General features: G+C 72.6%; 26 protein-coding genes. 9 read left to right on the forward strand and 17 right to left on the reverse strand.

What is annotated here, in order from left to right; all coding sequences use genetic code 11:
- The first annotated feature begins 32 nt into the window (after positions 1 to 32).
- Positions 33 to 329 (forward strand): MTH1187 family thiamine-binding protein, encoded by a 297-nt coding sequence (locus CLV70_RS26745; RefSeq protein WP_106129499.1) that lies wholly within the window; start codon positions 33 to 35, stop codon positions 327 to 329.
- A complete protein-coding gene (locus CLV70_RS26750; protein WP_245908478.1) occupies positions 326 to 1,000 on the forward strand; it encodes an HAD family hydrolase in 675 nt (224 codons plus the stop codon). Before CLV70_RS26745 ends, CLV70_RS26750 begins: the two co-directional genes overlap by 4 nt.
- A 7-nt stretch (positions 1,001 to 1,007) precedes the next feature.
- Here CLV70_RS26750 and CLV70_RS26755 read toward each other — a convergent pair whose 3' ends face one another.
- The 3 genes from CLV70_RS26755 to recO are packed head-to-tail and all read right to left on the reverse strand — an operon-like array spanning position 1,008 to position 3,300.
- Positions 1,008 to 1,676, reverse strand: coding sequence for a hypothetical protein (locus tag CLV70_RS26755; RefSeq protein WP_106129362.1), 669 nt, complete (start codon positions 1,674 to 1,676; stop codon positions 1,008 to 1,010).
- Between the two features lie 29 nt (positions 1,677 to 1,705).
- Positions 1,706 to 2,485: an isoprenyl transferase gene (locus tag CLV70_RS26760; protein ID WP_106129363.1), complete on the reverse strand. Its 780-nt coding sequence runs from the start codon at positions 2,483 to 2,485 to the stop codon at positions 1,706 to 1,708.
- A complete protein-coding gene (gene recO, locus CLV70_RS26765; protein WP_245908479.1) occupies positions 2,482 to 3,300 on the reverse strand; it encodes a DNA repair protein RecO in 819 nt (272 codons plus the stop codon). Before recO ends, CLV70_RS26760 begins: the two co-directional genes overlap by 4 nt.
- A gap of 119 nt (positions 3,301 to 3,419) precedes the next feature.
- Here recO and CLV70_RS26770 point away from each other — a divergent pair, with 119 nt between their 5' ends.
- The gene (locus tag CLV70_RS26770) at positions 3,420 to 4,214 is read left to right on the forward strand and encodes a DUF4097 family beta strand repeat-containing protein (protein WP_106129365.1); all 795 of its coding nucleotides are present in this window, start codon (positions 3,420 to 3,422) and stop codon (positions 4,212 to 4,214) included.
- 4 nt (positions 4,215 to 4,218) lie between these two features.
- Here CLV70_RS26770 and era read toward each other — a convergent pair whose 3' ends face one another.
- The 6 genes from era to CLV70_RS26800 all read right to left on the reverse strand — a co-directional run bounded on the left by era (position 4,219) and on the right by CLV70_RS26800 (position 11,722).
- Entirely contained in the window at positions 4,219 to 5,199 is a 981-nt protein-coding gene (era, locus tag CLV70_RS26775) for a GTPase Era (protein ID WP_425440229.1), read from the reverse strand.
- A gap of 494 nt (positions 5,200 to 5,693) precedes the next feature.
- Entirely contained in the window at positions 5,694 to 6,065 is a 372-nt protein-coding gene (locus CLV70_RS26780; protein ID WP_106129366.1) for a cytidine deaminase, read from the reverse strand.
- Complete coding sequence (locus tag CLV70_RS26785) at positions 6,058 to 7,377, reverse strand: hemolysin family protein (RefSeq protein ID WP_245908488.1); 1,320 nt, start codon at positions 7,375 to 7,377, stop codon at positions 6,058 to 6,060. The genes CLV70_RS26780 and CLV70_RS26785 overlap by 8 nt, the downstream gene beginning before the upstream one ends.
- A 185-nt stretch (positions 7,378 to 7,562) precedes the next feature.
- Positions 7,563 to 8,033, reverse strand: coding sequence for an rRNA maturation RNase YbeY (gene ybeY, locus CLV70_RS26790; RefSeq protein ID WP_106129367.1), 471 nt, complete (start codon positions 8,031 to 8,033; stop codon positions 7,563 to 7,565).
- A 675-nt stretch (positions 8,034 to 8,708) separates the two neighbouring features.
- Positions 8,709 to 9,764, reverse strand: coding sequence for a PhoH family protein (locus CLV70_RS26795; protein WP_211303895.1), 1,056 nt, complete (start codon positions 9,762 to 9,764; stop codon positions 8,709 to 8,711).
- Between the two features lie 572 nt (positions 9,765 to 10,336).
- Positions 10,337 to 11,722, reverse strand: coding sequence for a serine hydrolase domain-containing protein (locus CLV70_RS26800; protein WP_106129368.1), 1,386 nt, complete (start codon positions 11,720 to 11,722; stop codon positions 10,337 to 10,339).
- A 23-nt stretch (positions 11,723 to 11,745) separates the two neighbouring features.
- Here CLV70_RS26800 and CLV70_RS26805 point away from each other — a divergent pair, with 23 nt between their 5' ends.
- Both CLV70_RS26805 and CLV70_RS26810 read left to right on the forward strand, forming a co-directional pair.
- Positions 11,746 to 12,507: an SDR family NAD(P)-dependent oxidoreductase gene (locus CLV70_RS26805; protein WP_106129369.1), complete on the forward strand. Its 762-nt coding sequence runs from the start codon at positions 11,746 to 11,748 to the stop codon at positions 12,505 to 12,507.
- A gap of 33 nt (positions 12,508 to 12,540) precedes the next feature.
- Positions 12,541 to 14,910 carry a glycoside hydrolase family 3 protein gene (locus CLV70_RS26810; RefSeq protein WP_106129370.1) on the forward strand — a complete coding sequence of 790 codons (2,370 nt, stop codon included), beginning with the start codon at positions 12,541 to 12,543 and terminating at the stop codon, positions 14,908 to 14,910.
- 13 nt (positions 14,911 to 14,923) lie between these two features.
- Here the strand turns inward: CLV70_RS26810 and CLV70_RS26815 are convergent, their stop codons facing one another.
- Both CLV70_RS26815 and CLV70_RS26820 read right to left on the reverse strand, forming a co-directional pair.
- Complete coding sequence (locus CLV70_RS26815) at positions 14,924 to 15,325, reverse strand: hypothetical protein (RefSeq protein ID WP_106129371.1); 402 nt, start codon at positions 15,323 to 15,325, stop codon at positions 14,924 to 14,926.
- A 205-nt stretch (positions 15,326 to 15,530) separates the two neighbouring features.
- Complete coding sequence (locus CLV70_RS26820) at positions 15,531 to 16,832, reverse strand: lysine N(6)-hydroxylase/L-ornithine N(5)-oxygenase family protein (RefSeq protein WP_106129372.1); 1,302 nt, start codon at positions 16,830 to 16,832, stop codon at positions 15,531 to 15,533.
- Between the two features lie 99 nt (positions 16,833 to 16,931).
- Between CLV70_RS26820 and CLV70_RS26825 the strand changes: the two genes are divergently transcribed.
- Genes CLV70_RS26825 through CLV70_RS26835 form a run of 3 tightly spaced genes read left to right on the forward strand, consistent with a single transcriptional unit; the run spans position 16,932 to position 19,282 of the window.
- Entirely contained in the window at positions 16,932 to 17,882 is a 951-nt protein-coding gene (locus CLV70_RS26825; RefSeq protein ID WP_106129373.1) for a methionyl-tRNA formyltransferase, read from the forward strand.
- A 45-nt stretch (positions 17,883 to 17,927) separates the two neighbouring features.
- Positions 17,928 to 18,257 (forward strand): PadR family transcriptional regulator, encoded by a 330-nt coding sequence (locus CLV70_RS26830; protein ID WP_106129374.1) that lies wholly within the window; start codon positions 17,928 to 17,930, stop codon positions 18,255 to 18,257.
- Positions 18,254 to 19,282, forward strand: a complete 1,029-nt coding sequence (locus tag CLV70_RS26835; RefSeq protein WP_106129375.1) for a hypothetical protein — start codon at positions 18,254 to 18,256, stop codon at positions 19,280 to 19,282. The genes CLV70_RS26830 and CLV70_RS26835 overlap by 4 nt, the downstream gene beginning before the upstream one ends.
- A 29-nt stretch (positions 19,283 to 19,311) precedes the next feature.
- Here the strand turns inward: CLV70_RS26835 and CLV70_RS26840 are convergent, their stop codons facing one another.
- The 4 genes from CLV70_RS26840 to panD all read right to left on the reverse strand — a co-directional run bounded on the left by CLV70_RS26840 (position 19,312) and on the right by panD (position 21,862).
- Positions 19,312 to 20,184 (reverse strand): helix-turn-helix domain-containing protein, encoded by an 873-nt coding sequence (locus tag CLV70_RS26840; protein WP_106129376.1) that lies wholly within the window; start codon positions 20,182 to 20,184, stop codon positions 19,312 to 19,314.
- A 16-nt stretch (positions 20,185 to 20,200) separates the two neighbouring features.
- Positions 20,201 to 21,016 (reverse strand): SAM-dependent methyltransferase, encoded by an 816-nt coding sequence (locus CLV70_RS26845; RefSeq protein ID WP_106129377.1) that lies wholly within the window; start codon positions 21,014 to 21,016, stop codon positions 20,201 to 20,203.
- Between the two features lie 67 nt (positions 21,017 to 21,083).
- Positions 21,084 to 21,422 carry a hypothetical protein gene (locus tag CLV70_RS26850; RefSeq protein ID WP_106129502.1) on the reverse strand — a complete coding sequence of 113 codons (339 nt, stop codon included), beginning with the start codon at positions 21,420 to 21,422 and terminating at the stop codon, positions 21,084 to 21,086.
- Positions 21,423 to 21,442: 20 nt separating this feature from the next.
- Positions 21,443 to 21,862 carry an aspartate 1-decarboxylase gene (panD, locus tag CLV70_RS26855; RefSeq protein WP_106129378.1) on the reverse strand — a complete coding sequence of 140 codons (420 nt, stop codon included), beginning with the start codon at positions 21,860 to 21,862 and terminating at the stop codon, positions 21,443 to 21,445.
- 111 nt (positions 21,863 to 21,973) lie between these two features.
- On the opposite strand from panD, the gene CLV70_RS26860 reads away from it, so the two are divergent.
- On the forward strand, positions 21,974 to 22,990 hold the full coding sequence (locus CLV70_RS26860; RefSeq protein WP_106129379.1) for an ABC transporter substrate-binding protein: 1,017 nt from the start codon (positions 21,974 to 21,976) through the stop codon (positions 22,988 to 22,990).
- Positions 22,991 to 23,135: 145 nt separating this feature from the next.
- Here CLV70_RS26860 and CLV70_RS26865 read toward each other — a convergent pair whose 3' ends face one another.
- Complete coding sequence (locus CLV70_RS26865) at positions 23,136 to 24,062, reverse strand: SAM-dependent methyltransferase (RefSeq protein WP_245908480.1); 927 nt, start codon at positions 24,060 to 24,062, stop codon at positions 23,136 to 23,138.
- A gap of 297 nt (positions 24,063 to 24,359) precedes the next feature.
- Positions 24,360 to 24,983, reverse strand: a complete 624-nt coding sequence (locus CLV70_RS26870) for a GNAT family N-acetyltransferase (protein WP_106129380.1) — start codon at positions 24,981 to 24,983, stop codon at positions 24,360 to 24,362.
- Between the last annotated feature and the right edge of the window lie 5 nt (positions 24,984 to 24,988).

Raw genomic sequence — 24,988 nt, forward strand, 5'->3', positions numbered from 1 at the left:
AACAGGTGAGGACCGGTGTCACCATGAGCGGCATGCTGGTTGCCTTCTCCGTCACGCCCCTCGGCGGCTCCGAGTCCGTCGGCGATCTGGTCGCCGAGGCCGTCCGCGTGGTGCGGGCCTCGGGCCTGCCGAACCGTACCGATGCCATGTTCACCACGATCGAGGGCGAGTGGGACGAGGTGATGGCGGTCGTCAAGCAGGCCGTCGACGCCGTCGCCGCGCGGGCCCCGCGGGTCAGCGTCACCCTCAAGGCCGACGTGCGGCCGGGCGTCACCGGCGCGCTGGACGCCAAGGTCGCGCACGTCGAGCGGCGGCTGGCCGAGCGGTGAGACGGCTGGTGATGTGGGACATCGACTACACGCTGCTGCGCGGGGGCGGGGTCGCGGCGAACGCCTGGAAGGCCGCGTTCACCGAGGTCACCGGGCTGGCGTGGCGGGCTACGCCGAGCTTCGGCGGGCGTACGGACCTGGACATCTGCGCGGAGGTCTTCGAGGTCCACGGGGTCACCGACTGCACGCCGGAGCGGTTCTTCGCCCGATACGTCGAGCGGGTGCACGCCACCCGCCACCTCTTCGCCGAGCAGGGCGCGCTGCTGCCCGGCGTACGCGCCGTCCTGGACTCGCTGAGCACCCGCGGGGACGTGGTGCAGACCCTGGTCACCGGCAACGTGCCGCAGGTCGCGGAGGCGAAGATCGCGGCCTTCGGCCTGGCCGGCGCGTTCGACGCGGACATCGGCGGCTACGGCACCGACGACAGCGTACGGGCGACCCTCGTGCGCCGCTGCCGGGAGCGGGCCGAGACGAAGTACGGCGAGAGCTTCCAGCCCGTGGTCATCGGCGACACCGCGAACGACGTGTCGGCGGCCCTGGCGAACGACGCGCTGGCGGTCGGCGTGGCCACCGGCGGCACGAGCATGGCGGAGCTGGTGCTGGCGGGGGCGCACGCGGTGCTGCCGGACCTGTCCGACGTGGACGCGGCGGTGGCGGTCATCACCGCCTGACGGCCGCTCAGGAGGTGCTGAGCGGGTGGAAACGCTCGACGCCGCAGGCCAGCACCAGCCGCGGGTCCAGGCGTCCGCCCACCTCGGACACGTCGACCAGGAACTCCCGGGCCCACAGCCGCGAGACCTGCCGGATGCGGGCCACCGGCCGGCCGTCGACCCGGAACGTGAACCGGCGCCGGCCCCAGCCGATGCCGAGCTGGAGCCACTGGAACAGGAACGAGGCCAGCGGCTCGGTCATGGTCCCGGCGACGCGGCGGGACGGGTCGAGGATGACCGTACGCACCGGCCGCACGAAGCCGCCGGTGGTCTCGAGCGTCCCGATGACCCGGCCCAGCCGGTTGTCGAGCACGTCGGCGATCCGCCACCCGGCGTTGCCCTCGGTGACCGGCAGCAGGGTGAGCAGCGGCCCGACCGGGTCGATGCCGCACACCTTGGGACCCGGAGGCGCCGGCAGCCAGGCCCCGCGCACGTCCTGCATCACGACCATGACCGGGCGCCCGCCCACGAGCACCTGCAACTGCCGGGTGTCGGCCGCGTCGAGCAGCTCGTCGCTGACCAGCCGCAGACCCTCGGCGAGCGCTCCGGCGACACCCTCACGCCGCCGGGTGCGGAACGCGTACCGGCCGGTCAGGATCTGCTCCGGCCAGCCGCGCCGCAGGGCATCGATCACCATGACACGCACGGTAGATCGGCGCGGCAAGGTCAGCCGGGCGCGACCGGGTTGGGCACGGCCCCGCCGAAGCGCCGGTCGCGCTGGGCATACAGCTCGCAGGCGTACCAGAGGTGGCGGCGGTCGAAGTCGGGCCAGAGGGTGTCGAGGAAGATCAGCTCCGCGTACGCCGACTGCCACAGCAGGAAGTTGGACGTGCGCTCCTCGCCGGACGGCCGCAGGAAGAGGTCCACCTCCGGCACCTCGGGGTGGTAGAGGTACTTCTGGATCGTCTTCTCGTTGACCTTGTCGGGGCGCAACCGGCCGGCCGCCACGTCCCGGGCGATCGCCGCCGCCGCGTCCGCGATCTCGGCCTGACCGCCGTAGTTGACGCAGAATTGCAGGGTGAGCGTCTTGTTGCCGCGGGACATCTCCTCGGCCGTCTGGAGCTCGGAGATGACGCTCTTCCACAGCCGCCCGGCCCGGCCCGACCACACCACGCGCACGCCGAGGTCGACCAGCTCGTCGCGCCGGCGGCGGATGACGTCCCGGTTGAAGCCCATGAGGAAGCGAACCTCCTCCGGCGAGCGCTTCCAGTTCTCGGTCGAGAACGCGTACGCCGACAGATACGGGATGCCGAGCTCGATCGCGCCCTCGATGGTGTCGAACAGCGAGAACTCGCCCTGCTCGTGGCCCTTGGTGCGGGACAGGCCGCGCTCCTTGGCCCAGCGGCCGTTGCCGTCCATGACGATCGCCACGTGCCGGGGGATCGCGTCCTTCGGCAGCTTCGGCGGCGTGGCACCGGAGATGTGCGGGGTGGGCGGACGTGTCACTGCGGGATCTCCCGTCGATCACTGATGGAGGTGGGCGGGGCCGGCGGGGACTCGCGCCGGTCGACCAGCGGGAGGGCGCGCAGGTTGCGTTCCATGTGCCATTGCAGGTGCGCCGCGACCAGGCCGCTGCACTCCCGGCGTACGGGAGGGTCGGTGGTGTCGGCGAGCTCCCAGTCACCCTGGGTGAGGGCCAGCATCAGGGCGACCGTCGCCGGGGCCGGGTGGGCGGCGCCCGGAGGGCGGCAGTCGGGACAGACGGCGCCGCCCGCCGGCACCGAGAAGGCGCCGTGCCGGCCCGGGGTGCCGCAGACCGCGCACTCGGCCAGCGCCGGGGCCCAGCCCGCGTGGGACATGCCGCGCAGCAGGTAGGCGTCCAGGACCAGGCTGGTGGCGTGCTCACCGACCGCCAGCGCCTTGAGGGCACCGAGGGTGAGCTGGAAGAGGCGCAGGGACGGCTCGCGCTCGACCGGGGTGAGGCGCTCGGCGGTCTCGGCGATCGCGCTGGCCGCGGTGTAGCGGGGGTAGTCGGCGAGGAAACGCTTGCCGTACAGGGCGACGCCCTCGACCTGGCTGATCGAGTGGAGGCTGCTGCCGACCCCCTCCGGGGAGCCGGCGAGCTGCACGTCGACGTGGCCGAACGGCTCGAGGCGGGCGCCGAACCGCGAGGTGGTGCGGCGCACCCCCCGGGCGACCGCGCGCAGGCGGCCGTGGCGGCGGGTGAGCAGGGTGATGATCCGGTCGCTCTCGCCGAGTTTCTGCACGCGCAGCACCACCGCGTCGTCGCGGTAGAGCTGGCGTCGGTATCCGGCGGGCACCCCGACATTCTGCCTCCTGGGTACGACGGACCCTGACCCGGATCTCAGGGTCATCTCGGGGACGGCTGGGTGGAGGGACCGATGGCGCCGGACGTACCCGGGCTCATAGCGTTTGCGGCATGACCGCGAGACTGAGCCGGCGCGCCGGCGCACTGACCCTGGTCGCCGCCGCCGCGGCGGCCACCCTCACCGGTTGCGACCAGGGCTTCGGGGCCGCCAAGCTGACCTTCGACGACACCGAGAAGGTGAAGATCACCGAGGTGGTGGTGTCGGGCACCCGCGGCGACGTCTCGGTGCGGACGGCGCCGATCGCGGAGACACGCATCAAGCGGATCGTGCGCAGTGACGGGGCCGACCCCGGGGTGTCGTACCGGCTGACCGGCACGAGCCTGGCCGTCGACACGAGCTGCGGCCCCAACTGCCGGGTCTCGTACGACATCGAGGCGCCCACCGGCGTCGCCGTCCGCGGCGAGCTCACCTCCGGCGGCCTCAACCTGGTGCAGGTGGGGTCGGCCGACGTGACGGTGAACTCCGGCGAGATCCACCTCGACCGGATCACCGGCAGGACCACGGCCACCGCCCGCTCCGGCAACATCGTCGCGGAGGGCCTCGCCGGGCCGGCCACGCTGACCACCCGGTCGGGCAACATCGACGGGACGAACCTGACCGGCGGCAACGCGATCACCGCGGAGGCCACCTCGGGCAACATCGAGCTCGAGCTGATGCAGCCGGCGTCGGTCACCGCGCGGGTGTCCAGCGGCAACGTCGACCTGGCCGTGCCGCCGGGCGCCTACCGGGTGGCCCACCACGTCGGTTCCGGCGACTTCGAATCCGACGTGTCCTCGGACCCGAAGGCGACGGCGGTGCTCGACGTGCGGGCCGGCAGCGGCAACGCCACCATCACCAGCCAGTAGCCGCTCAGAACCCCAGGCGGCGCAACTGCTTGGGGTCGCGCTGCCACTCCTTGGCGATCCGGACGTGCAGGTCGAGGTACACCCTGCGCCCCAGCAGCGCCTCGATCTCGGCCCGCGCCCGGATGCCGACGTCCTTCAGCCGCGCGCCCCCGGCGCCGATGACGATCGACTTCTGGCTGCTGCGCTCCACGTACACGTTGGCGTAGATCTTGGTCAGGTTTCCCTCGACCAGCATCTCGTCGACGAGCACGGCGATCGAGTGCGGCAACTCGTCGCGGACCCCCTCGAGCGCGGCCTCCCGGATCAGCTCCCCGATGAGCACCTGCTCCGGCTCCTCGGTCAGCACGTCGTCCGGATACAGCGGCGGCGACTCCGGCAGATGCCCCACGATGACGTCGACGAGCGTGTCCACCTGATGCCCGGAAACGGCGCTGACCGGCACGATGTCGGCGAAGTCGTACAACTTGCTCACGGCGAGCAGCCGCTCGGCGAGCACCGCCGGCGGCACCAGATCGACCTTGGTCACCACGGCGACGACGGTAGCCTTGAGCTCGGCGATCTCGGTCGAGATGAACCGGTCGCCGGCCCCCACGGGCTCATCCGCCGGAAAACACACCCCGATGACGTCGACCTCGCTCCACGTCTCCCGCACGAGATCGTTGAGCCGCTCCCCCAGCAACGTCCGCGGCCGGTGCAACCCGGGCGTGTCGACGAGCACCAGCTGAGCGTCCTCCCGATGCAACACCCCCCGGATGACATGCCGCGTGGTCTGCGGCTTGTTCGACGTGATCGCGATCTTCTGCCCGATGATCGCATTGGTCAGCGTGGACTTCCCGGCGTTGGGCCGCCCGACAAAACACGCAAACCCGGCACGGTAGGTGCCGTCCCCGACCCTCGTCGCCCGCGCGGCCTTGTGCCGGTGCGTCCTCCCCCTTTCGGTACGCGCACCACCCGCCGGCGCGTTCGCGTCGGACCCCGGGCTCACGGCTTCCCCGGACGCACCGCCCTGCCGCCCCGTCCCGCCGACCCGGGCGGCATCACCTCCGGCCCTCTGGCCCGCACCGCCGGCCCCCCGGCCCTCGGTCCCCCGGCCCGCGCCGCCGGCTCCCCGGCCCGCGCCGGCGTCAGCTCCGTGGCCGCGGGCTGCCCGGCCGGCGCCGCTCGCGCCGCCTGTTCCCCGGCCCGCGCTGCCGCCCGCCGCTCCCCGGCTCGCAGCGCCGCCGCCGGTCCCGCGGCCCGCGCCGCCGCTGGTGCCCCGGCTTCCGCCGGCCCCGGCGCCTCCGCGCCCCGTGCCGACGGTTCCCTTTCCGCCCGTTCCGCCGGCTCCCCGGCCCGTTCCGCCGGCTCCTCGGCCGCCGGCTCCGCGGCCTGTTCCGCCGGAGTCTGCTTGGCGGCGGGCTGCGCGGCGTTCCTGGCGGCGTTGCTCGTTTCTCTCGCCCGGGGTCAGCCGGCGCTCCTCGCCCCCGCCCGCCGGACCCGTCATTCCGTCACCGTGCCCAGCAACGTGCCGTCCGGCGCCACCACGTGGACCGGGGCGTCCGATGCCAGGTCGCGTACCGCCGCGTGGCTGTCGGCGTCCAGGGTCGCCGCGCCGGTGGCCAGCGCCGCCGCCTCCAGCTTCGTCGCGCCCGCGGCCACCGCCGACGCCACCGCGAGCTGCAGGGCGGTCAGCCGGAGGTGGGGCAGCGACACCGTGGCCGCCGCATAGGTGCGGCCGTCCTGGTCGCGTACGGAAGCTCCCTCGGCCGCGCCCACCCGGGCCCGGGCGCCGCGGGCCAGGGTGACCAGCTTCGCGTCCTCGGCGCTGAGTTCGGTGTCCGCGGGGGCGCCGGGAATGGTCAGGTCAGGCATCGGCGTGCTGTCTTTCCTCGGTCTCGGGAACGTTCTGCTCGTCGGTGGGCTCACCCGACGGGGGTTCGACGCGGCGCACCAGCACCGAGTCGATGCGGTTGCGGCGGCCGGTGGTGCCCTCGGCGATCAGGTGCAGGCCGCCCACGTCGACGGTCGCGCCGGGGATCGGCACCCGGCCCAGCGTCTGGGCGAGCAGGCCGCCGACCGTCTCCACCTCGTCGGCGGGCAGTTCGACGCCGAAGATGTCGCCGAGGTCCTCGATCGGCAGCCGCGCCGTCACCCGCACCGCGCCGTCGTCCAGGTGCTCGACGGGCGGGCGCTCGACGTCGTACTCGTCGGTGATCTCGCCGACGATCTCCTCGAGGATGTCCTCGATGGTGACCAGCCCGGCCGTGCCGCCGTACTCGTCGACCACGATGACCAGGTGGGTGCGGGCCGCCTGCATCTCGGACAGCAGGTCGTCGACGGGCTTCGACTCCGGCACGAACGTCGCCGTGCGCATCAGCTCGGCGACCGGCATCGCGGACGCCGCGGGGTCGCCGTTCTGGGTACGCCGGACCACGTCCTTGAGGTAGAGCACGCCGAGCACGTCGTCGACGCTCTCGCCGATGACCGGGATCCGCGAGAAGCCCGACCGCAGGAACAGGAAGAGCGCCTGCTGCAGCGTCTTCGGGCCCTCGATCCAGACCATTTCCGTACGCGGCACCATCACCTCGCGCGCGATGGTGTCACCCAGCGCGAACACCGAGTGGATCATCTCGCGCTCGCCGTGCTCGACGACGCCGCGCTGCTCGGCGAGGTCGACCAGCTCCCGCAGCTCCACCTGGCTGCCGAACGGCCCCTCGGGGAACCCCTTACCGGGCGTGACGGCGTTACCGATGAGAATGAGCAGCGACGCCAGCGGGTTCAGCACCCGCCCGATCCACCGGACCAGCGGCGCGGTGGCCTTACCGACCGCGTACGCGTGCTGCCGCCCGACCGTACGCGGGGCGACCCCGACCACGACGAAGCTGACCAGCGTCATCGCCCCGGCGGTGACCAGCGCGGCGCGCCACCCGACCCCCCAGCTGTCCACGGCGACGAGCGCGACCAGCGTGGTGGCGGTCAGCTCGCACAGCAGCCGGAGCAGAAGCAGCAGGTTGAGGTGCCGCACCACGTCCCCGGCGACGGCGGCGAGCGCACCCGCACCCCGCTGCCCCTCCCGCTCCATCTCGGCGGCCCGCGCCGGCGAGACGGTGGCGAGCGCGGCGTCGGTCATGGAGGCGAGGCCGGCCAGAAAGACCAGGACGACGGCATAAATGATCAGCTGCACGTCGGGAAGCCCGGCGGCGGCCCCCGCGGCGAGCGTGACCGGGTCGGCGCCGGCGAGCACGCCCGGGTCGGCGCCGGCGGCAAGCGCGACCGGGTCGGCGCCGGCAGCAAGGACGGCCGGGTGGGTCGCGGCGGCGAGGGCGGTCGGGTCGGTGGCGGCGGCCGGTGTGGACGGGTCCATCGGGATCAGCCGGTCCGCCGTCCGGAACGCCAGCTCTGCAGCAGGCGGGCCTGCAGCGCGAACATCTCACGCTCCTCGTCGGGCTCGGCGTGGTCGTAGCCGAGCAGGTGCAGCACGCCGTGCACGGTCAGCAGGTGGAGCTCGTCCGCCGCCGTGTGCTCGGCCGCCACGGCCTGCTTGGCGGCCACCTCGGGCGCCAGGACGATGTCGCCGAGCAGGGCCGGTTCGCCCGTGCCCGCCTCGCCCGGCCCGTGGTCGACGCTGCCCTCGTCCATCGGGAACGCGAGGACGTCGGTCGGCCCGTCGCTGCCCATCCACCGATGGTTCAGCTCGGTCATGTAGTCGATGTCGACGAGCAGGATCGACAGCTCGGCGAGCGGGTTGACACCCATCTCCTCGAGCGCGTGCCGGGCCACCGCGAGAATCGCGTCGGTGTCGACCTCGACTCCCGACTCGTTGGCGATCTCGATGGACATGTGGTGCGCTACCCCTGGTCTCGATCGTGTCCGGCGCCGCTCCGCACGACGCCGATGGTCATTGGCCGAACCGGCCCGCGAGCCTGGCCGACGACAATCCTCACATGCCGCCCCACCACCCCCACCGGCGCGGCACCCCCGGCCCGCACGCGGTCACCCGGCAGGCCGCCGAACGACCCGAGCCGCGACGGCCCGCTGCGCCCGGCCCGCACGCGGTCGCCCGGCACCCGGGCGAGCGACGCAGGCCGGACCGCCCGGGCGAGCGACACAGGCCGGACCGGCCGGGCGAGCGACACAGGCCGGACCGGCCGGGCGCGCGGTGCAGGCCGGACCGGCCGGGTGACTGGAGCCAGCACGTCGCCGGCGGTCGGCCCGGCCCTGACCGACCCGATGTGCCGGGGCGGAACGTGGTCGCCTGGCGGACCGGCAGGCGATCCGTGCCGGGGCGGAACGTGGTCGCCTCGCGCACCGGCAGGCGGTCCGTGCCGGACCGGCCCGGTGTGCGGGACCGGAACGCGACCCCGGCGCGGGCCGGTGGGCGGTCCGTGCCGGGACGGCTGGGTGAGCCGGGACGGCTGGGTGAGCCGGGCGGGCCCGGTGGGGCGGGTGGGCGCGTGGTCGCGCGGCGGGCCGGTGGGCGGTCCGGGGCGGGGCGACCGGGTGGGCACGGCCGGCTCAGCGCCGCCGTCGGCCGCCGGCGGCGCGTTCCTGCACCGCTCGGACGGACTGCTGGGTGGTCTGTTGTTCCTGGTCGGCGTCGTAGCGGGCGTACGCGTCGACGATCTCGGCGACGAGCCGGTGACGGACCACGTCCGAGCTGGACAGCTCGGCGAAGTGCACGTCCTCGACGCCCCGGAGGATCTCTCGGACCACGCGGAGGCCGCTGCTGGTGCCGCCGGGCAGGTCGACCTGGGTGACGTCGCCGGTCACCACGATCTTGGCGCCGAAGCCGAGCCGGGTCAGGAACATCTTCATCTGCTCGGGCGTCGTGTTCTGCGCCTCGTCGAGGATGATGAAGGCGTCATTCAGGGTCCGGCCGCGCATGTAGGCCAGGGGTGCGACCTCGATCGTGCCGGCCTGCATCAGCCGCGGGATCGTCTCCGGGTCCAGCATGTCGTGCAGGGCGTCGTAGAGCGGGCGCAGGTACGGGTCGATCTTCTCGTTGAGCGTGCCGGGCAGGAAGCCGAGCCGCTCGCCCGCCTCGACGGCCGGGCGGGTGAGGATGATCCGGTTGATCTGCTTCGCCTGGAGCGCCTGCACGGCCTTGGCCATGGCGAGGTACGTCTTGCCCGTGCCGGCGGGGCCGATGCCGAAGACGATGGTGTTCTCGTCGATGGCGTCGACATACCGCTTCTGGCCGAGGGTCTTGGGGCGGATGGTGCGCCCGCGCCGGGACAGAATGTTGAGGGTGAGCACCTCGGCCGGGCGCTCGGCGGTGTTCTGCTCCAGCATGGCGACGGTACGCCGGACAGCGTCGACGCTGAGCGTCTCGCCCTTCTCGATAAGCTCGATGAGCTCGGAGAACAGCCGCTCGGCGGTGGCGTTGTCGGCCGGTGCGCCGGTGATCGTGATCTCGTTCCCGCGGACGTGCACATCGCTGGCGAGGGTGCGCTCGACGAGCCGCAGGATCTCGTCCTTGGTGCCGAGCAGGTTCACCATGATCTTCGGGTCGGAGACCGAGATCCTGGTCTGCACCCGAGCGGCAGCGCTGCTGTGTTCGGTGCCGGTCATAGGGGCGGCCGTACGGCCTACGCCACCTGCTCTCTTTCTCATCCCCGCCGTTGCGGCGGCGCGCGTAAGGATCGTGCCATCGTATCCGCTCCGGAGCGGACCCGCCGAGGCCATTATCCGCCGTTTTCCCGCCGGCCCACCGGTCGGCCGCCAGCAGCCGATGAGAGGCGCCGCGCGGCGGGCGGCCGATAGGCGGCGCGCGCGACCGGTGAAGGCCGACGGGCGGCCGATAGGCGGCGCGCAGCGACCAGTGGCAGCGCGCAAACGACGGTAGGGCGATGCAGGCAGGGCGGCAGGGCGGTGGACGGGCGGCACGCCGAGGACGGGGCGGCAGGGCGGCGGACGGGCGGCACGCCGAGGACGGGGCGGCAGGGCGGCGGACGGGCGGCACGCCGAGGACGAGGCGGCCGAGCGGTGGACGGGGAGCAGAGGGCTCCAGCCCGGGGCAGGCGACGAGGTGACACGCCGGGGAGGGCGAGTGGCGGGCCAACGCGCCACGGACAACGCGCCGCGCGCCAAGGGCCGCGAACAACAGGCCGCGGGCAACAGGACCGGGTGACAGGACCGGGTGGTCAGCCCTCGGAGACCGCGATCCCGTCGAAGGTCTCCTGGTGGCGGGTGAAGCGGTAGGTCGCCCAGTGCATGCGGACCACCGCGCCCGTGTCGTTGCGGGTGAGTCTGAGGAGTTCTCCTGTCTCGCGGCCCGAGACCGTGCGGAGGGTGTCCGGGCGGTCGGGGATGGGGCGGAAGACCGAGGGTGGGCGGTCGGCCGGGGCGTCGGCCGCGCGGGCCTGGAGGGTGCCGTCGTGCCAGCTGAAGGTGTGCGGGAAGCCCTCGCTCCACCAGGGGCCGAGGATGTCCCGGTATTGCGGTGGGGCGGGTGGGCCGGGCGACCAGGGGCGGATCTCGGCCGGGTCGGCGTCGACCGCGATCGTGAGGAGTTCGTGGACCAGTTCGTTGATCTCGGTTGCCGTGCCGGAGGAGGCCAGCACCGCCGCGCCGAGGGCGCCCGGGTTGCCTTCGCCGCCGCGGCGGCCGTAGACGCCGGCGAGGAAGCCGGGCATGGCGCCGTCGTGGCCGACGTGCAGGACGCGGCCGCCCTGGGGGATGAGGATCAGGCCGAGGCCGAAGCCGCCGGTCCAGAGGGTTTCGTCGGTCGTGGTCCGCGGCCAGCGCATCTCGTCGAGGGTGTCCCGGGACAGCACCAGGGCGCCCGGGTCGATGATCTCCGGGGTGGCCAGGAACGCCGCCCAGCGGGCCATGTCGGTGGCCGTGCTCCAGAGCTGGGCCGCCGGGGCGACGCCGCCCATGTCCAGCTGGGGCTCGGGGCGGGCGGCGTCGGAGTAGGCGTCGACGAGGTAGCCGACCGCCGCGCCGGCCGTGGGCTCGACCGTGGTGGCGGCGAGGCCGAGCGGGTCGAGGATCCTCTCCTGGAGCACCTCGGCCCAGGTGCCGCCGCGCAGCCGGGCGACGAGCTGGCCGAGGACGGCGACGCCGAGGTTGGAGTAGTGGTAGCGGCGGTGGGCGGGCAGGACGCGTTCGGCGCGGGCCAGGTCGTCGAGGAGCCGGCGGTCGTCGGGGGCGGCCAGCACGTCCCACACGTCGCCGTGCGGCTCACGCTGGTAGCCGGCCGTGTGGGAGAGCAGGGCGCGGAGGGTGGCGCCGCCGTGGGCGGGCACGTCGAGGTGGGCGGAGACCGGGTCGTCGAGGTCGAGCAGGCCGTCGTCGCGCGCCTGGAGGACCAGGACGGCCGTGAAGGTCTTGGTGACCGAGCCGACGCGGAAGCGGCTGCCGGGGCCGAGCGGATGCTCCGGGTTGCCCGACGAACCGACCGTGCAGGTCCAGAGCTCGCGGTCGGCGCGGTGCAGCGCGACGGACAGGGCCGGCACCCGGGCGTCGGCCTGGACCCTGCGGACGGCGCGCTCGAGGCGCTGCCGGGCGTTCGTGAGTGGCTCCACAGCGGAGATCTTAGGGTGGGGGTATGACAGGTCGGGCGATCCTGGTGACCGGCTCCTCCCGCGGCATCGGCCGGGCGATCGCCCGGCGGTTCGCGGCCGGCGGCGACCGCGTGGCGGTCCATCACCGCGATTCCGCGGCGCTGGCCGGGCAGCTGGCCGCGGAGCTGCCCGGCACCGGCCACGTCGTGGTCCGGGCCGATCTGGCGGACCCCGAGGCCGTACGCGCCATGGTGGACGAAGCGGCGGCCGGGCTCGGGGGCCTGGACGTGCTGGTGAACAACGCCGGCGCGTTCGGCCGGGCGGATCCACCCCACCCCGTCTTCGGTACGGCGTACGACGAGTGGCAGGCCACGTGGCGCCGCACGTTCGACGTGAACCTGTTCGGCGCGGCGAACGCGGCGTGGGCGGCGGCCCAGCACATGCGGGAACGCGGGGGCCGGATCGTCAACGTGTCGTCGCGGGGCGCGTTCCGCGGCGAGCCGCAGCAGCCGGCGTACGGCGCGAGCAAGGCAGCCCTGAACGCGATGGCCCAGTCGCTGGCGGTGGCGCTGGCGCCGTACGGGATAGGGGTGGCCTGTGTGGCTCCGGGGTTCGTCGAGACGGACATGACGAACGAGCATCTGAAGGCGGAGCGGGGCGACGAGATCCGGGCGCAGAGCCCGTTCGGCCGGGTCGCGCGGCCGGCGGAGATCGCGGGCGCGGTGCACTGGCTGGCGTCGCCGGAGGCCGAGTGGGCGTCGGGTTCGATCATCGACCTGAACGGTGCCTCTTACCTGCGCACGTAAGATCGTCGCAGCCGACGCGATGGGAGCGCTTCCATGGACCACCTGATCAACCAGCTCACGCTCGAGGAGAAAGTGTCACTCCTCGGCGGTCAGGACTTCTGGTCCCTGCCCGCGATCCCCCGGATCGGCCTGGGTTCGCTGATCATGAGCGACGGGCCGATCGGCGTACGGGGCACCGGCTGGGCCCCCGAGGATCCGTCCATCGCCCTGCCCAGCCCGACCGCCCTCGCCGCCACCTGGGACCCGGAGCTGGCCCGTACGGCCGGCCGGCTGCTCGGGCAGGAGTCCCGGCGCAAGGGCGTGCACCTGCTGCTCGGCCCGACCGTGAACCTGCAGCGCACCCCGCTGGGCGGCCGGCACTTCGAGTGCTACTCCGAGGACCCGCTGCTCTCCGGCGAGATCGGCGTCGGGTTCGTGGCCGGGGTGCAGGAGCACGGCGTCGGCACGACGGTGAAGCACCTGGTGGGCAACGACTTCGAGACCGACCGGATGACCGTCGACGTGCGGATCGGCGAGCGCGCCCTGCGGGAGGTCTATCTCGCGCCGTTCGAGCGGGTCGTGCGGGCCGGCGGCTGGGGCGTGATGAGCGCGTACAACAGCGTGAACGGGTTGCCGATGGCCGCGAACGGGGTGCTTCAGTCGGACGTACTGAAGGATGAATGGGGTTTCGACGGCATCGTGGTGTCGGACTGGCGGGCGGCGCGGGAGACGGTGCCGACGGCGCTCGGCGGCCTCGACATCGCCATGCCGGCCCTGGAGAACCCGTGGGGGGCCGCGCTGGTCGCGGCGGTGCGCGCCGGTCAGGTGGCGGAAGAGCTGATCGACGACAAGGTACGGCGGGTGCTCACGCTGGCCGGGCGCGTCGGGCTGCTCAAGGGCGTACCCGCGGCGGTCACGTCCTTCCCCGCCGACCTGGACGGGGACGCCGTGGCGCACACCGTGGCGACCCGGTCGTTCGTCCTGGCCCGCAACGAGCACCACACCCTGCCGCTGGAGCCCGCCGCGCTGACCCGGGTGGCGGTCATCGGCGCGCTCGCCACCGACGCCCGGGTGCTCGGCGGCGGCAGCGCCCAGGTCACCCCGCCGCACGTGATCTCGCCGCTGGAGGGCCTCACCCGCGCCCTGCCCGGCGTCGACGTGGCGCACGCGGTCGGCGCCGACCCGCGGCCGTTCCTGCCCGCGCTGGGCGAGCCCGCCTCGGTGACGCTGCTCGGCGCGGACTATGCGTTCGAGGTGCCCACGGCGACGGTGCGCTGGATCGGCGATCTGCCCGGCGGCATCGCCCCCGCCGACGTCACGGGCATCGAGCTGCGCACCACGTTCACGCCCGAGCGCGGCGGCGAGCACACCTTCGCGGTCTCCGGGTTCGGCACCTTCGACCTGTCCGTGGGCGGCGAGTCGCGCTACGCCGGGACGCTGCACCCGCCCGGCACCGGCCGCGCCGACCTGCTGCTCTCGCCGAAGGAGCAGCGGACGGCGGTCGAGCTGGCCGCCGGCGTACCCGTGGAAGTGGTGCTGCGGCAGACCCTCCAGCCGGGGATGGGGCACACGGTCTCCGCGACGCTCGGCCACCAGGGTCCCGGGGTCTCCCCGGACGGCCTGCTGGCCGAGGCGGTCGCGCTCGCCACCGCGTCGGACGTGGCGATCGTCGTGGTCGGCACCACCGAGCAGGTCGAGTCGGAGGGCTTCGACCGGACCTCGCTGGCGCTGCCCGGCCGGCAGGACGAGCTGGTGGCCCGGGTCGCCGCGGCCAACCCGCGGACGGTCGTGGTGGTCAACGCCGGCTCGCCGGTGCTGCTGCCGTGGGCGGACGACGTGGCGGCGGTGCTGCTGACGTGGTTCCCGGGCCAGGAGGCGGGCGCGGCGCTGGCGGACGTGCTGCTCGGCGTGGAGGAGCCCGGCGGGCGGCTGCCGACCACCTGGCCGCGCCGCGAGCAGGACTGCCCCGTGCTGGAGGTGGCGCCGCGCGACGGCGTCGTCGAGTACGAGGAGGGCGTCTTCATCGGCTACCGCGCGTGGGACCTGGCGGGCACCCCGCCGCGGTACGCGTTCGGCCACGGCCTCGGCTACACGACCTGGCGCTACGAGGCGATCGAGGCGTCGGCCACCGAGGCGGTCGTGACCCTGACGAACACCGGCACGCGGTTCGGGCGTGAGGTGGTGCAGGTGTACGCGGGCCCGATCGGCGGCCGGCCCGACGCCCCGGCCCGGCCGGCCCGCGCGCTGGCCGGGTTCGCCCCGGTCGAGGCGCACCCCGGCGAGACGGTGACCGTACGGGTGGCGCTGCCCGAGCGCACCTGGCAGGTCTGGGACGGCGGCTGGCGCACCGTGCCGGGGGCGTACGCGATCACTGCCGCGCACGCCCTCGACGATCCGCGCCTGTCGGCCTCGCTGGAGATCTGACCGCGGGAACGGGTCAGCTGGTGCGGGTCACCGTGACGTCGAGGCCCTTGTCGGCGTCGTTCGTCCACGTCGCGGTGAAGCTGGGCCAGTCGCCCTCGAGCTGGCCGTCGGCGGAGACGGTGGAGCGCATCCGGTCGATGAGCGTGCCGGGCATGCCGATGGTGTCGAGGACGCAGGTCATGGCGTCCTCGTTGAGACCCACCGGGAACTTCTTGCCGGCGCCGTTGATGGTCAGCTTGCGGTTCTTGTCGGAGAGCTTGAGCCCCTGCTTGACCGGGTCGCACTTGTCGACGGCGGTCAGCAGGGGGTCGGCCTGGGAGGCGGCGACCGGGGCGGGGTCGTCGTTACCGCCCGAGCCGACCAGTTTGGGAACGAGCACGACGCCGAGAGCGACGACGAACACGGCGAGCAGCACCCACGGGAGCGGACTTCGCTTCCGGGCCGGTGCGGAGAGGGATTGGCGAGGCTGAGTCATCACACGTCCTAGGCGTCGAGGGGGAGGGATCAACGCGAGGACGAAGTCTCCTCCGCGTACCGAATCAGGACAACGATCAAGACTCGAACTCGGCCGAACGGATGAGTCGACATTGGAAATACGTCCCGTTTGAAAACCCGAACGGTCAGGCCGCCACGAGGGCGGGCGCCGTACGGTGGGCCACCACGGAGTCCAGGATCTCCCCCACCCGGATCGCGGTGTTGGACAACAACGCCGAGGTGATGCCGTGGGTGTGCTCCGTGCCGCCCTGGAGGTAGATCCCCACCCGCAGCCGCGGGTCGGTCGCCGCCCGGTAGTCCCGCCGCACCTCCGGACGCCCCTGCTCGTCGCGCCGGCAGAGCTCCGCGACGTCGCCGAGGATGCCGTACGGGTCGGCCTGGTGGTACCCGGTCGCGCAGACCACCACGTCGGCCTCCAGAGTGGTCTTCTCCCCCGTCACCAGCGACCGGACGGTGGCCACCGCGGCGTCCGGCCCGTCGGCGATCCGGGTCACCCGCGAGACGTTCAGCATCCGCAGGCGTTCCCGGCCCAGAACCTTCTCCTGGTACGCCCGGCGGTACAGGTCGTCGATCAGGTCGATGTCGACGACGGAGTAGTTCGTGTTGGCGTGGTACTCCATCAGCTGCCGCTTGACGCCCTCGGGCGCGCGGTAGAAGTCGTCGACCGCCTCGGGGTCGAAGATGCGGTTGGCGAACGAGCTGTCGTCGGCCGGCGAGTAGCCGTACCGGGAGAAGACCGCGCAGATCTCGGCGCCGGGGAACTCGGTGTGCAGGGTGGCGACGGCCTCGGCGGCGCTCTGGCCGGCGCCGACGACCACGAAGCGGCGGGGCTCGGTGCCACGGAGGCGCGGCAGGTTGTGCAGCAGCTCGCTGGTGTGCCAGATCCGCGGCGAGGCTGCCACGCCTTCGGGCAGCCGGGGCCGCAACCCGGTGCCCACCACGAGGTTGCGGGCCCGGTGGGTGGTCAGCCGCCCGCCCTGCCGGGACAGCACGTCCACCGCGGTGATGTCGCCGGCGGCGTCCTCGACCGGGCTCACGGACAGCACCTCGGCGTCGTACGTGACCTGGTCGGCGACCTGCTCGGCGGCCCACGCGAAGTAGTCGTGGAACTCGACGCGGAGCGGGAACAGGTTCTTGTGGTTGATGAAGTCGATCAGCCGGCCCTGGCTGTGCAGGTACCGCAGGAAGCTGAACTCGCTGGTGGGGTTCCGCAGCGTCACCAGGTCCTTGAGGAACGAGACCTGCATCGTGGCGTCGTCGAGCAGCATGCCGCGGTGCCATCCGAACGACGCCTGCCGTTCGAGGAAGCGCGCCGTGACCGCCGGACCCGCGCCGGCGGTGCCGTTGTGCTCCGTCACGGCGATCGCCATGGCGAGATTCGACGGGCCGAAGCCGATTCCCACGACATCGAGTTCAGGTTCAGACATGTCCGTCCCCTCCACGGCGGGGCCGACCTGACCCCGAGGTGTTGGTTAGCCTAACCTAAGCACAGCCGTCGTCCGCAGTGCCTGGTGAGGGAGAAATCCATGCGAGTCGTCATGTTCGGGTTCCAGACGTGGGGACACCGCACGCTGCAGGCCCTGCTGGACTCGGAACACGAGGTCGTCATGGTGGTGACGCACCCGCGTGGCGAGGGCGCGTACGAGAAGGTGTGGTCCGACTCCGTCGAGGAACTCGCGGCGTCGGCGGGCGTACCGGTGCTGATCCGCGAGCGTCCGGACGACGACGAGCTGTACGAGACGCTCAAGGAGGTCGCGCCGGACGTCATCGTGGCCACCAACTGGCGCACCTGGATCCCGCCGCGCGTCTTCACCCTGCCGGCGTTCGGGACGCTCAACGTGCATGACGCGCTGCTGCCGGCGTACGCGGGATTCTCGCCCCTGATCTGGGCCCTGCTCAACGACGAGCCCGAGGTCGGCGTGACCGCGCACCTCATGGACGAGACGCTGGACGCCGGCCCGATCGTGCTGCAACGCTCGGTCCCGGTCGGCCCCGAGGACACCACCACGGACCTGTTCCACAAGACGCTCGAGCTCTTCGGACCCATCACAGTGGACGGACTTGCCGAACTCGCCTCCGGCCGCCGCGACTTCGTCCCGCAGGACCGCAGCAGGGCCAGCTTCTTCCACAAGCGCGCGGAGGAGGACATCCGCATCGACTGGACCTGGACGGCGGAGGAGCTCGCCCGCCTCGTCCGGGCCCAGTCCGCGCCGTACCCGCAGGCGTTCTGCTTCCACCGCGGCCGCCGCCTGGAGATCGTGGCGGCGGGCGTGTCGGAGGCGATCTACGGCGGCACCCCGGGCCGCATCTTCTACCGCGAGGGCGACGGCGTGGCGGTGGTCGCGGGCGCCGAGGCCCGTCGCGGCCGGAGCCGGGCCCTGCTCATCAAGCGCGTACGCACGGACGACGGCGTCGAGCTGGCCGCCCACGACTACTTCACGACGATGGGCGGCTACCTGACGAGCCACCCGCGCTGAACACTACGTTTGACGTTATACATCGGCGGCCGTACTGTCTCCGCCGTGCAGAAACCAACCTTCTTCATACTGACGGCGCTCGCCGCCCGGCCGCTTCACGGCTACGGGATCGTGCAGTCCGTCGTGGACCTCTCCGGCGGGGAGCTGACGCTGCGGCCCGGCACCCTGTACGGCGCCCTGGACCGCCTCGATCAGCAGGGCCTGATCGAGATCGACCGCGAGGAGGCCGTCGACGGCCGGCTCCGGCGCTACTACCGGCTCAGCGACAGCGGTGCCGCCGCCCTCGCCGAGGAGGCCGGCCGGCTGCGGCGCCACGCCGCCGTCGCCGACCACCAGCTCGGGCTCCGGCCCGGGGTCGCCGGAGGTGCCGCATGAGCGCGCACGGCGGTCACCGGACGCTGCTGGCCGCCTACCCGGCCAGGCTGCGCCGCAAGCACGGCGGCGAGCTCGTCGCGACCCTGATGGAGGCCACCGGCGGCCGGCCGACCCGGTCCGAGCGGGGCTGGCTCGTGCTGGACGGCCTGCGCGAACGCTTCCGTCCGCCGGCCCGCCGCCCGCTCGCCGTGGTGGCCGCGGTGCTGGCGATGCTCGTCGGCGGCGCGCTGGGCGCCGCCCTCGGCTCGTGGGCGGGCACGGCCGGCTATCCCGCGCTCCCCGACGCGGCGGCGCTCAGCCAGCGGATCCTGCCGGGCCTGGAGCAGAGCGGCTCCTCGGACCGCTATCTGTTCGCCTCGGCACCCGTGGCCGCCGGCACCGGCATCGAGCAGGCGGCGCAACGGATCCACCAGAAGCTGGCCGCCGACGGCTGGCGCACCGGGCCGGTCACGGCCGGCGACGCCTCCCCCGGCCTCACCGACGTCCACTTCGCCGCGGAGAACGCCGAGACCCGCCTCGACGTGTACGTCTACCGCTACGCCGACGGCACCGAGGGGATCCAGCTCGCCGGCTGGCCGCAGCGTCCCGCGTCGTACCTGCCGCTCACGATCGCCGGAACGCTGCTCGGCCTCGCCGCGGGGTGGCTGGCCGGGGTGGCGCTGGCACACCGCATCCGGGCGGCACGGCGGCCCCGGCGCAGCACGGTCCTGGCCACCGTGGGGCTGGTCGCGGTGCTCCCGTCGGCGGCGGGCTTCGTGGCCTCGCTCGTGCGCTACCTGACCGTGGCCGACCCGGTCGGCACGGGCGAACTGGTGCACTCCCGCGGCTTCGCCTTCGCGCCCACCGTCGATCTGATGCGCGCGCTGGACCTCGGCGAGGGCTGGTTCCTGAGCCCGAGCGACCTCGAGCAGCTGCCGATCTGGGGTTTCGCGCTCATCGCGGTGGCCGCGATCATCGCCCGGCCGCGGCGGGGCGACCTGGCCGGCGAGCCCGGCAACCGAGAGAACAGCCGGGTCGTGGCCTGACGGGGGCCGGGCCCTGCCGGCCGCGGCGCTCAGTCGTCGAGGTCGCGCAGGGCCCGGCGCAGGATCTCCGGGGTCCGGTCCGGCGGCTCGGCCTCGATGAACAGCCGGCCCATCGCCGCCGCGTAGTGGTCGACGTCCTCGCGCTTGTCGAGGTAGAGGCCGCTCGTCAGGTGCTCGATGTAGACCACGTCCGGCAGGTTCTCGTGCGGGAACCGCAGGATCGAGAAGGCGCCGCCGGCCGCCGCGTGGCCGCCGGTGCTGAACGGTATGACCTGCAGCCGGATGTTGCGCAGGGTGGACTGCTCGATCAGGTACGCGATCTGCTCGCGCAGCACGTGCCGGCCGCCGATCGGACGCTTGAGGACCGCCTCGTCGATCACCGCCCACAGGCGGGGCGGGTTCTCCCGGCCGAGCAGCTGCTTACGGGCCATCCGCAGGTCGGCGCGGCGGTCGATCTCCTCGGCCGAGGCGGTGCCGTGCCCGAGCATGATGACCGCGCGGGCGTAGGCGTCGGTCTGGAGCAGGCCCGGAACGAACTGGATCTCGTACGTACGGATCAGTTCCGCGGCCTGCTCGAGGTCGAGGTAGTTCTGGAACCACGTGGTGAGCACGTCGCCGTACGAGTGCCACCAGCCGGGCGAGTTGGCTTCCCGGGCCAGCGCCAGCAGCCGCTCGTGCTCGCCGGCGTCGGTGATTCCGTAGAGCTTCAGCAGGTCGGTGACGTCGCGCTCCTTGAACGCGACCCGGCCCAGCTCCATCCGGCTGATCTTCGACTCGGAGCCGCGGATCTCGTAGCCGGCCCGGTCCCGGGTGATCCCGGCGGCCAGCCGCAGGCTGCGCAGGCGCGCGCCGAGCTGGAGCCGGCGGACCGTGGGCCCGCCGTTCTGCTCGGGCGCACTCATCGGCATGGTCCTCTGGTTACGGTTTGCGCCCGACAGCGGCGTACTGGTCGATCTCAACGGCGTTCTCCGCCCCCGGCTCGGGCTTCCATCGGGTCACCGACACCACGCCGGGGTCGACGATCTCGAGTCCGGCGAAGAGGCCGGCGATGCGTTCGGGGCTCCGCAGGTGGTACTTGGGGTTGGCGGAGATGTTCCAGATCCGGACGGCCTCGGTGTTGGCCTCGCTGGTGTCGCTGCCGTCGTACATCGCAAGGTAGCTGCCCGAGGGCAGCCGGTCCAGGATCGAACCGATGATGTCGCGCGCCTCGTCGTCCGACTCGATGTGGCCGAGGATGCCCATCAGGAACACGGCGACGGGCTGGTCGAGGTCGAGCGTGTGCGCGGCCTCGCGCAGGATCGTGCCGGCGTCGCGCAGGTCGGCGTCGACGTAGGCGGTGGCACCCTCCGCGCTGGTGGTCAGCAGCGCGCGGGCGTGCGCGAGCACCAGCGGATCGTTGTCGACGTAGACGATGCGCGCGTCGGGCGCCACGGACTGGGCGACCTCGTGGGTGTTGTCGGCGGTGGGCAGGCCGGTGCCGATGTCGAGGAACTGCCGGATGCCCCGCTCGCCGGCGAGGTAGCGCACCGCGCGGGCGAGATAGGCCCGCGACAGGCGGGCGTTCTCGGCCAGTTGCGGCAGGGTGGCCACGATCTGGTCGCCGACCTCGCGGTCCACTGCGAAGTTGTCCTTGCCCCCGAGCAGGTAATTCCAGATCCGCGCCGTCTGCGGCACCGTCGTGTCCAGCTTGGGAATGTCGCGTTCTCCGCCGGGGGCGGCCGGACCGTCTGCCACGTGCGCATCCTCAGGGTCGTCTGCACCTTGCTCGATCGTCGCGGGCAAGCATAGACCGGATCTCCGGTCAGTCGGCGTAGTCCTTCGGGTCGAAAATGCATCCGATGAGGACGGTCGGGGCCTCGGCCTTCCCGGGCCCGCCCGCGTCGAGCCAGTCCACCACCGCGTCCACCAGGTGATCATCGAGGACGTCACCGAGGTGAACCAGGCGGGCACCGGCCCGGCGGGCGGCCGGTGTGGGGTGCACCACGACCACATTGGACCGCTCGCAGACGCGCAGGCATTCGCTCACGCGTACGCGATGCCGCTCTCCCACCGCGCCACGGATGGCCGTGAGTTGCCCGTCATGATCGACCCCCGGGTGCTTGTCGGCGCTGCCGCAGCAGCAGTCCCGGCAGACGGTCAGCGCGCCCATGTCGCGATTCCTCAGTGGACCAGGACTTTGCCGGAGAGCTGGTCGTCGGCGCCGGGCACCGGCGCGGACGGGTCGGAGCCGATGTCCACCAGCCGGTTCTGCGCGTCGACGTGCGCGACCCGGGGCTCGTACGTGGCCCGCTCGGCCTCGTCCACCTGCTTGAACGACATGATGATGATCAGGTCGCCGACGGAGACGAGCCGGGCGGCGGCGCCGTTGATCCCGATCACGCCGGAACCCGCCGCGCCCTCGATCACGTACGTCACGAGCCGCGCGCCGTTGTCGATGTCGACCACCTGGACCTGCTCGCCCTCGACGAGGTCCACGGCGTCCATCAGGGTCCTGTCGATGGTGATGGAGCCGACGTAGTGCAGGTCTGCCTGGGTCACGGTGGCGCGGTGGATCTTGCCACCGAGCAGGGTCCGCTGCATGGCTGTGGTCCTCCAGAAAAAGGGTGGGGGCGAACCCCGGGGAGCGAAGCGAAGTTAGCCTAACCTAACCTACAGGTCGAGCCAACGGACCCCCGATCATCAGGAGCGCCCATGACCCCCCGTACCCGACGCTGGCGACGGGTCCTCACCGTCGCCACGGCCGGCCTGCTCGCCGCCACGACCGCCACCGCCTGCGCAGCCGACGACGACGAGCCCGCCACCCCGGCGGCGTCGGGCGCGGCCGCGGCGGCCTTCCCGGTGACGATCGAGCACAAGTTCGGCTCGACCACCATCGAGAAGCAGCCCACCCGCGTCGTCACCGTCGGCTGGAACGACCAGGACCCGGTCCTCGCCCTCGGCGTCGTGCCGGTCAGCACCCGCGAATGGTTCACCGAATACCCGGCGTACCCGTGGGTGCAGTCGGCCCTCGGCGGCCAGAAGATCAGCACCTTCTCCGCCGAGATGAACTTCGAGGCGATCATCAAGCAGCAGCCCGACCTGATCCTCGGCATCTACGAGACGATCACCAAGGAGACGTACGAGAAGCTGTCCCAGATCGCCCCCACGGTCATCCAGTCCAGCGCGTACGCCGACGAGCAGACCCCCTGGGACGTGCAGACCCTGACCACCGGCAAGGCGCTCGGCAAGCCGGCCGAGGCCCAGGCCCTGGTCGACAAGGTCAACGCGAAGATCGCCGAGGCCAAGCAGGCCAACCCCCAGTTCGCCGGCAAGACCCTGGTCGTCGACTTCGGCCCGGAGAAGGGCCAGCACTGGCTGATCCCGGCCAAGGACCCCCGCCGGGCCCTCTTCGACGCCCTCGGCTTCGCGGCCCAGACCGAGAAGGACGAGATCAGCGAGGAACGCCTCGACCTGCTGGACCGCGACGTGCTGTTCGTCAACGGCGCGACCAAGAAGGACATGCTGACCTCCCCGGCCTTCAGCCGGCTGAAGGTGGTGACCGAGGACCGCACCCTCTACACGTCCTTCTCGACGCCGCTGGGCGGGGCCCTGGCCTACAGCGGACCGAACGCGCTGCTGTACGCCCTCGACGTGCTGGTGCCTCAGCTCAAGAACGCCACGGACGGCGACAAGGCGACCGCGGTGACGGACCTCTCCAACGCCGCCTGACACCACCCGTAGCAGGGACGGCCATCGGCGCCGTTCCTGCTACGCGGCTCGGCAGCGATCCGCCCCGGCGCACTGCGCCTGGCACGTGGCTGTGATCGTCGCCGTGAGCGAGCCGGTGTCCGTCGTGAGGTCACGCGATGTCAGGTCATTGCGCAACATCAGCCGTCTGTCCTTCCTGTGTCGAGGGCTGACCGACGTCGCGGGTGGCGAGGGTTATAAGGGTCAGGGCGCCGTAGGCGACAGCTTGATCGGCTCCGATCTGCGGGCGGGGTTCGCGGTCGGGATGCCAGTCCACGACGGAGACCACGCCTGGTTCCAGCAACTCGAGCCCGTCGAGCAGCGCGGTGAGCTGATCGTGGGTCCGGGCGCGGAAGGGTCCGTGGCCGGCGCCGGGGTCAGCGAGTTTCGCCAGCCTGTCGGCTTGGTCGGCCGACAGCGGGTCGAAGGTCACGTGCGACACCGCGACGTACGAGCCGGGTGGCAGTGCGGTCCTGAGGTGGTCGAGGGCGTCGTAGGCATGCTGGTCGTCGGGGACAAAATGCAGCACGGCCAGTAGCAGGACCGCGACCGGCTTGGTGAAGTCGATGAGGTCTCGTACCGTGTCGTCGGCCAGAATCGCGTCCAGGTCGTTCAAGCCGCCGGACCTGAAGTGGGCGGCCCCGTCGGGGTGGCTGGTCAGCAGGGCGCGGGCGTGGGCGCCAACGAGGGGGTCGGGGTCGACGTAGACGACGCGGGTGGTGGGGTCGACTGCTTGGGCGATCTCGGGCACGTTCGGTGCATGTGGCAGCCCGCATCCGATGTCGAGAAACTGGCGGACGCCGCAGTCGGCGGCCAGATGGTGCACGACCCGCTCAAGGAACCGGCGCAGCTCCCGAGCGGCGAGGTCGACCGACGGTAATTCCTGGCGGATCTGCTGCGCGGAGGCGCGGTCGGACTCGAAGTTGTCCTTGCCGCCGAGCAGGGCGTCGTAGCGGCGGGCGGCCTGTGGCCGCGTGAGGTCGAGCCATTCTCCAGGCTGGGTCAAGACGACCGCCTCCCCATCGGTCGTTGCAGCGACGGCGGAGGCTGCCACGCAGCCGATAGCGGCGCATCGCGCTTGGCACGTAGGGCGTTGTACGCCTTGGGCTGCCGAGGGTCGGTCCTGCTGCGGGGTGGATCGTACAAGGTCAGCAGTGCGGGCGAAGTCATGATCAGAGCCTTTGGAAGTGGGCGTTGCGGTGTCGGCCGGGGCGGTTCGGGCCGGGCGGTGCACCGGTGCTGGGGAGTCCGGCTCACCGCCCGGGTGCGGGTCGCAGTGTTCGGGACGCCGCATCACGGCCGAGGTTGAACGCTTCGTCGTCCTGGGCCGTCCCTGTCGGGTGAGTAGAGGTCAGGTAGCGGGTGGTCGCCACATCGGGTGCAGGGCCGGTCCGTCGCCGCCGATGCGGTAGCTGGCGCGGGGGCGGTAGCCGTGCCGGGCGTAGAGGCGGGCGTTGCGGGAGCCGGTGGCTTCCAGGTAGGACGGGGTGCCGGTGGCGTCCAGCTCGGCATGATGGTGGGCGAGCAGGGTGCTGCCGAGGCCGTGGTGTTGCCGGTCGGGGTGGACGGCAAGGAACGCCAGGTAGTGGTGCCACGCGTCGTAGGGGTGATGGCGGTGCATCACGTCGTCCAAGGCGACGAACCGGTGCTGGTACTGCCCGGTGATATCGGCGAGGCGGGTGTCGTAGTCAGCCGCCACCGGGGGCGGGCCGCCCGCGATCGGGTACCAGATCGCCACCGCCACGAGGTCCGTGCTGGCGTCGCCGCTGATCTGAACGTGGCCGTGGTCGAGGGCCTGCTCGGTGAGCAGGGCGAAGTAGGGCCGGTAGACGCGAGCGCGGGTGTGAAGGTGCGGGATCAGCCACGGGCCGAGGTCGCCGTGCAGGAACGCCTCGACGAGCAGCTCGGCCATCGCGGGGGCGTCGTCGTAGGTTGCGGAGCGTATGGCGGCGCTGGTGGTGTGCGGCTGCGTCATACCGG

Origin of the sequence: Pseudosporangium ferrugineum, assembly GCF_003002065.1 — a bacterium.
GTDB classification, from domain to species: Bacteria; Actinomycetota; Actinomycetes; order Mycobacteriales; family Micromonosporaceae; genus Actinoplanes; species Actinoplanes ferrugineus_A.

Excerpts from the sequence above, each read along its gene's own strand:
- CLV70_RS26745 (WP_106129499.1), top strand. The coding sequence starts at position 33 with ATGCTGGTTGCCTTCTCCGTCACGCCCCTCGGCGGCTCCGAGTCCGTC.
- CLV70_RS26755 (WP_106129362.1), bottom strand. The coding sequence starts at position 1,676 with ATGGTGATCGATGCCCTGCGGCGCGGCTGGCCGGAGCAGATCCTGACC.
- CLV70_RS26770 (WP_106129365.1), top strand. The coding sequence starts at position 3,420 with ATGACCGCGAGACTGAGCCGGCGCGCCGGCGCACTGACCCTGGTCGCC.
- CLV70_RS26780 (WP_106129366.1), bottom strand. The coding sequence starts at position 6,065 with ATGCCTGACCTGACCATTCCCGGCGCCCCCGCGGACACCGAACTCAGC.
- ybeY (WP_106129367.1), bottom strand. The coding sequence starts at position 8,033 with ATGTCCATCGAGATCGCCAACGAGTCGGGAGTCGAGGTCGACACCGAC.
- CLV70_RS26795 (WP_211303895.1), bottom strand. The coding sequence starts at position 9,764 with ATGACCGGCACCGAACACAGCAGCGCTGCCGCTCGGGTGCAGACCAGG.
- CLV70_RS26805 (WP_106129369.1), top strand. The coding sequence starts at position 11,746 with ATGACAGGTCGGGCGATCCTGGTGACCGGCTCCTCCCGCGGCATCGGC.
- CLV70_RS26810 (WP_106129370.1), top strand. The coding sequence starts at position 12,541 with ATGGACCACCTGATCAACCAGCTCACGCTCGAGGAGAAAGTGTCACTC.
- CLV70_RS26820 (WP_106129372.1), bottom strand. The coding sequence starts at position 16,832 with ATGTCTGAACCTGAACTCGATGTCGTGGGAATCGGCTTCGGCCCGTCG.
- CLV70_RS26825 (WP_106129373.1), top strand. The coding sequence starts at position 16,932 with ATGCGAGTCGTCATGTTCGGGTTCCAGACGTGGGGACACCGCACGCTG.
- CLV70_RS26835 (WP_106129375.1), top strand. The coding sequence starts at position 18,254 with ATGAGCGCGCACGGCGGTCACCGGACGCTGCTGGCCGCCTACCCGGCC.
- CLV70_RS26840 (WP_106129376.1), bottom strand. The coding sequence starts at position 20,184 with ATGAGTGCGCCCGAGCAGAACGGCGGGCCCACGGTCCGCCGGCTCCAG.
- panD (WP_106129378.1), bottom strand. The coding sequence starts at position 21,862 with ATGCAGCGGACCCTGCTCGGTGGCAAGATCCACCGCGCCACCGTGACC.
- CLV70_RS26860 (WP_106129379.1), top strand. The coding sequence starts at position 21,974 with ATGACCCCCCGTACCCGACGCTGGCGACGGGTCCTCACCGTCGCCACG.
- CLV70_RS26870 (WP_106129380.1), bottom strand. The coding sequence starts at position 24,983 with ATGACGCAGCCGCACACCACCAGCGCCGCCATACGCTCCGCAACCTAC.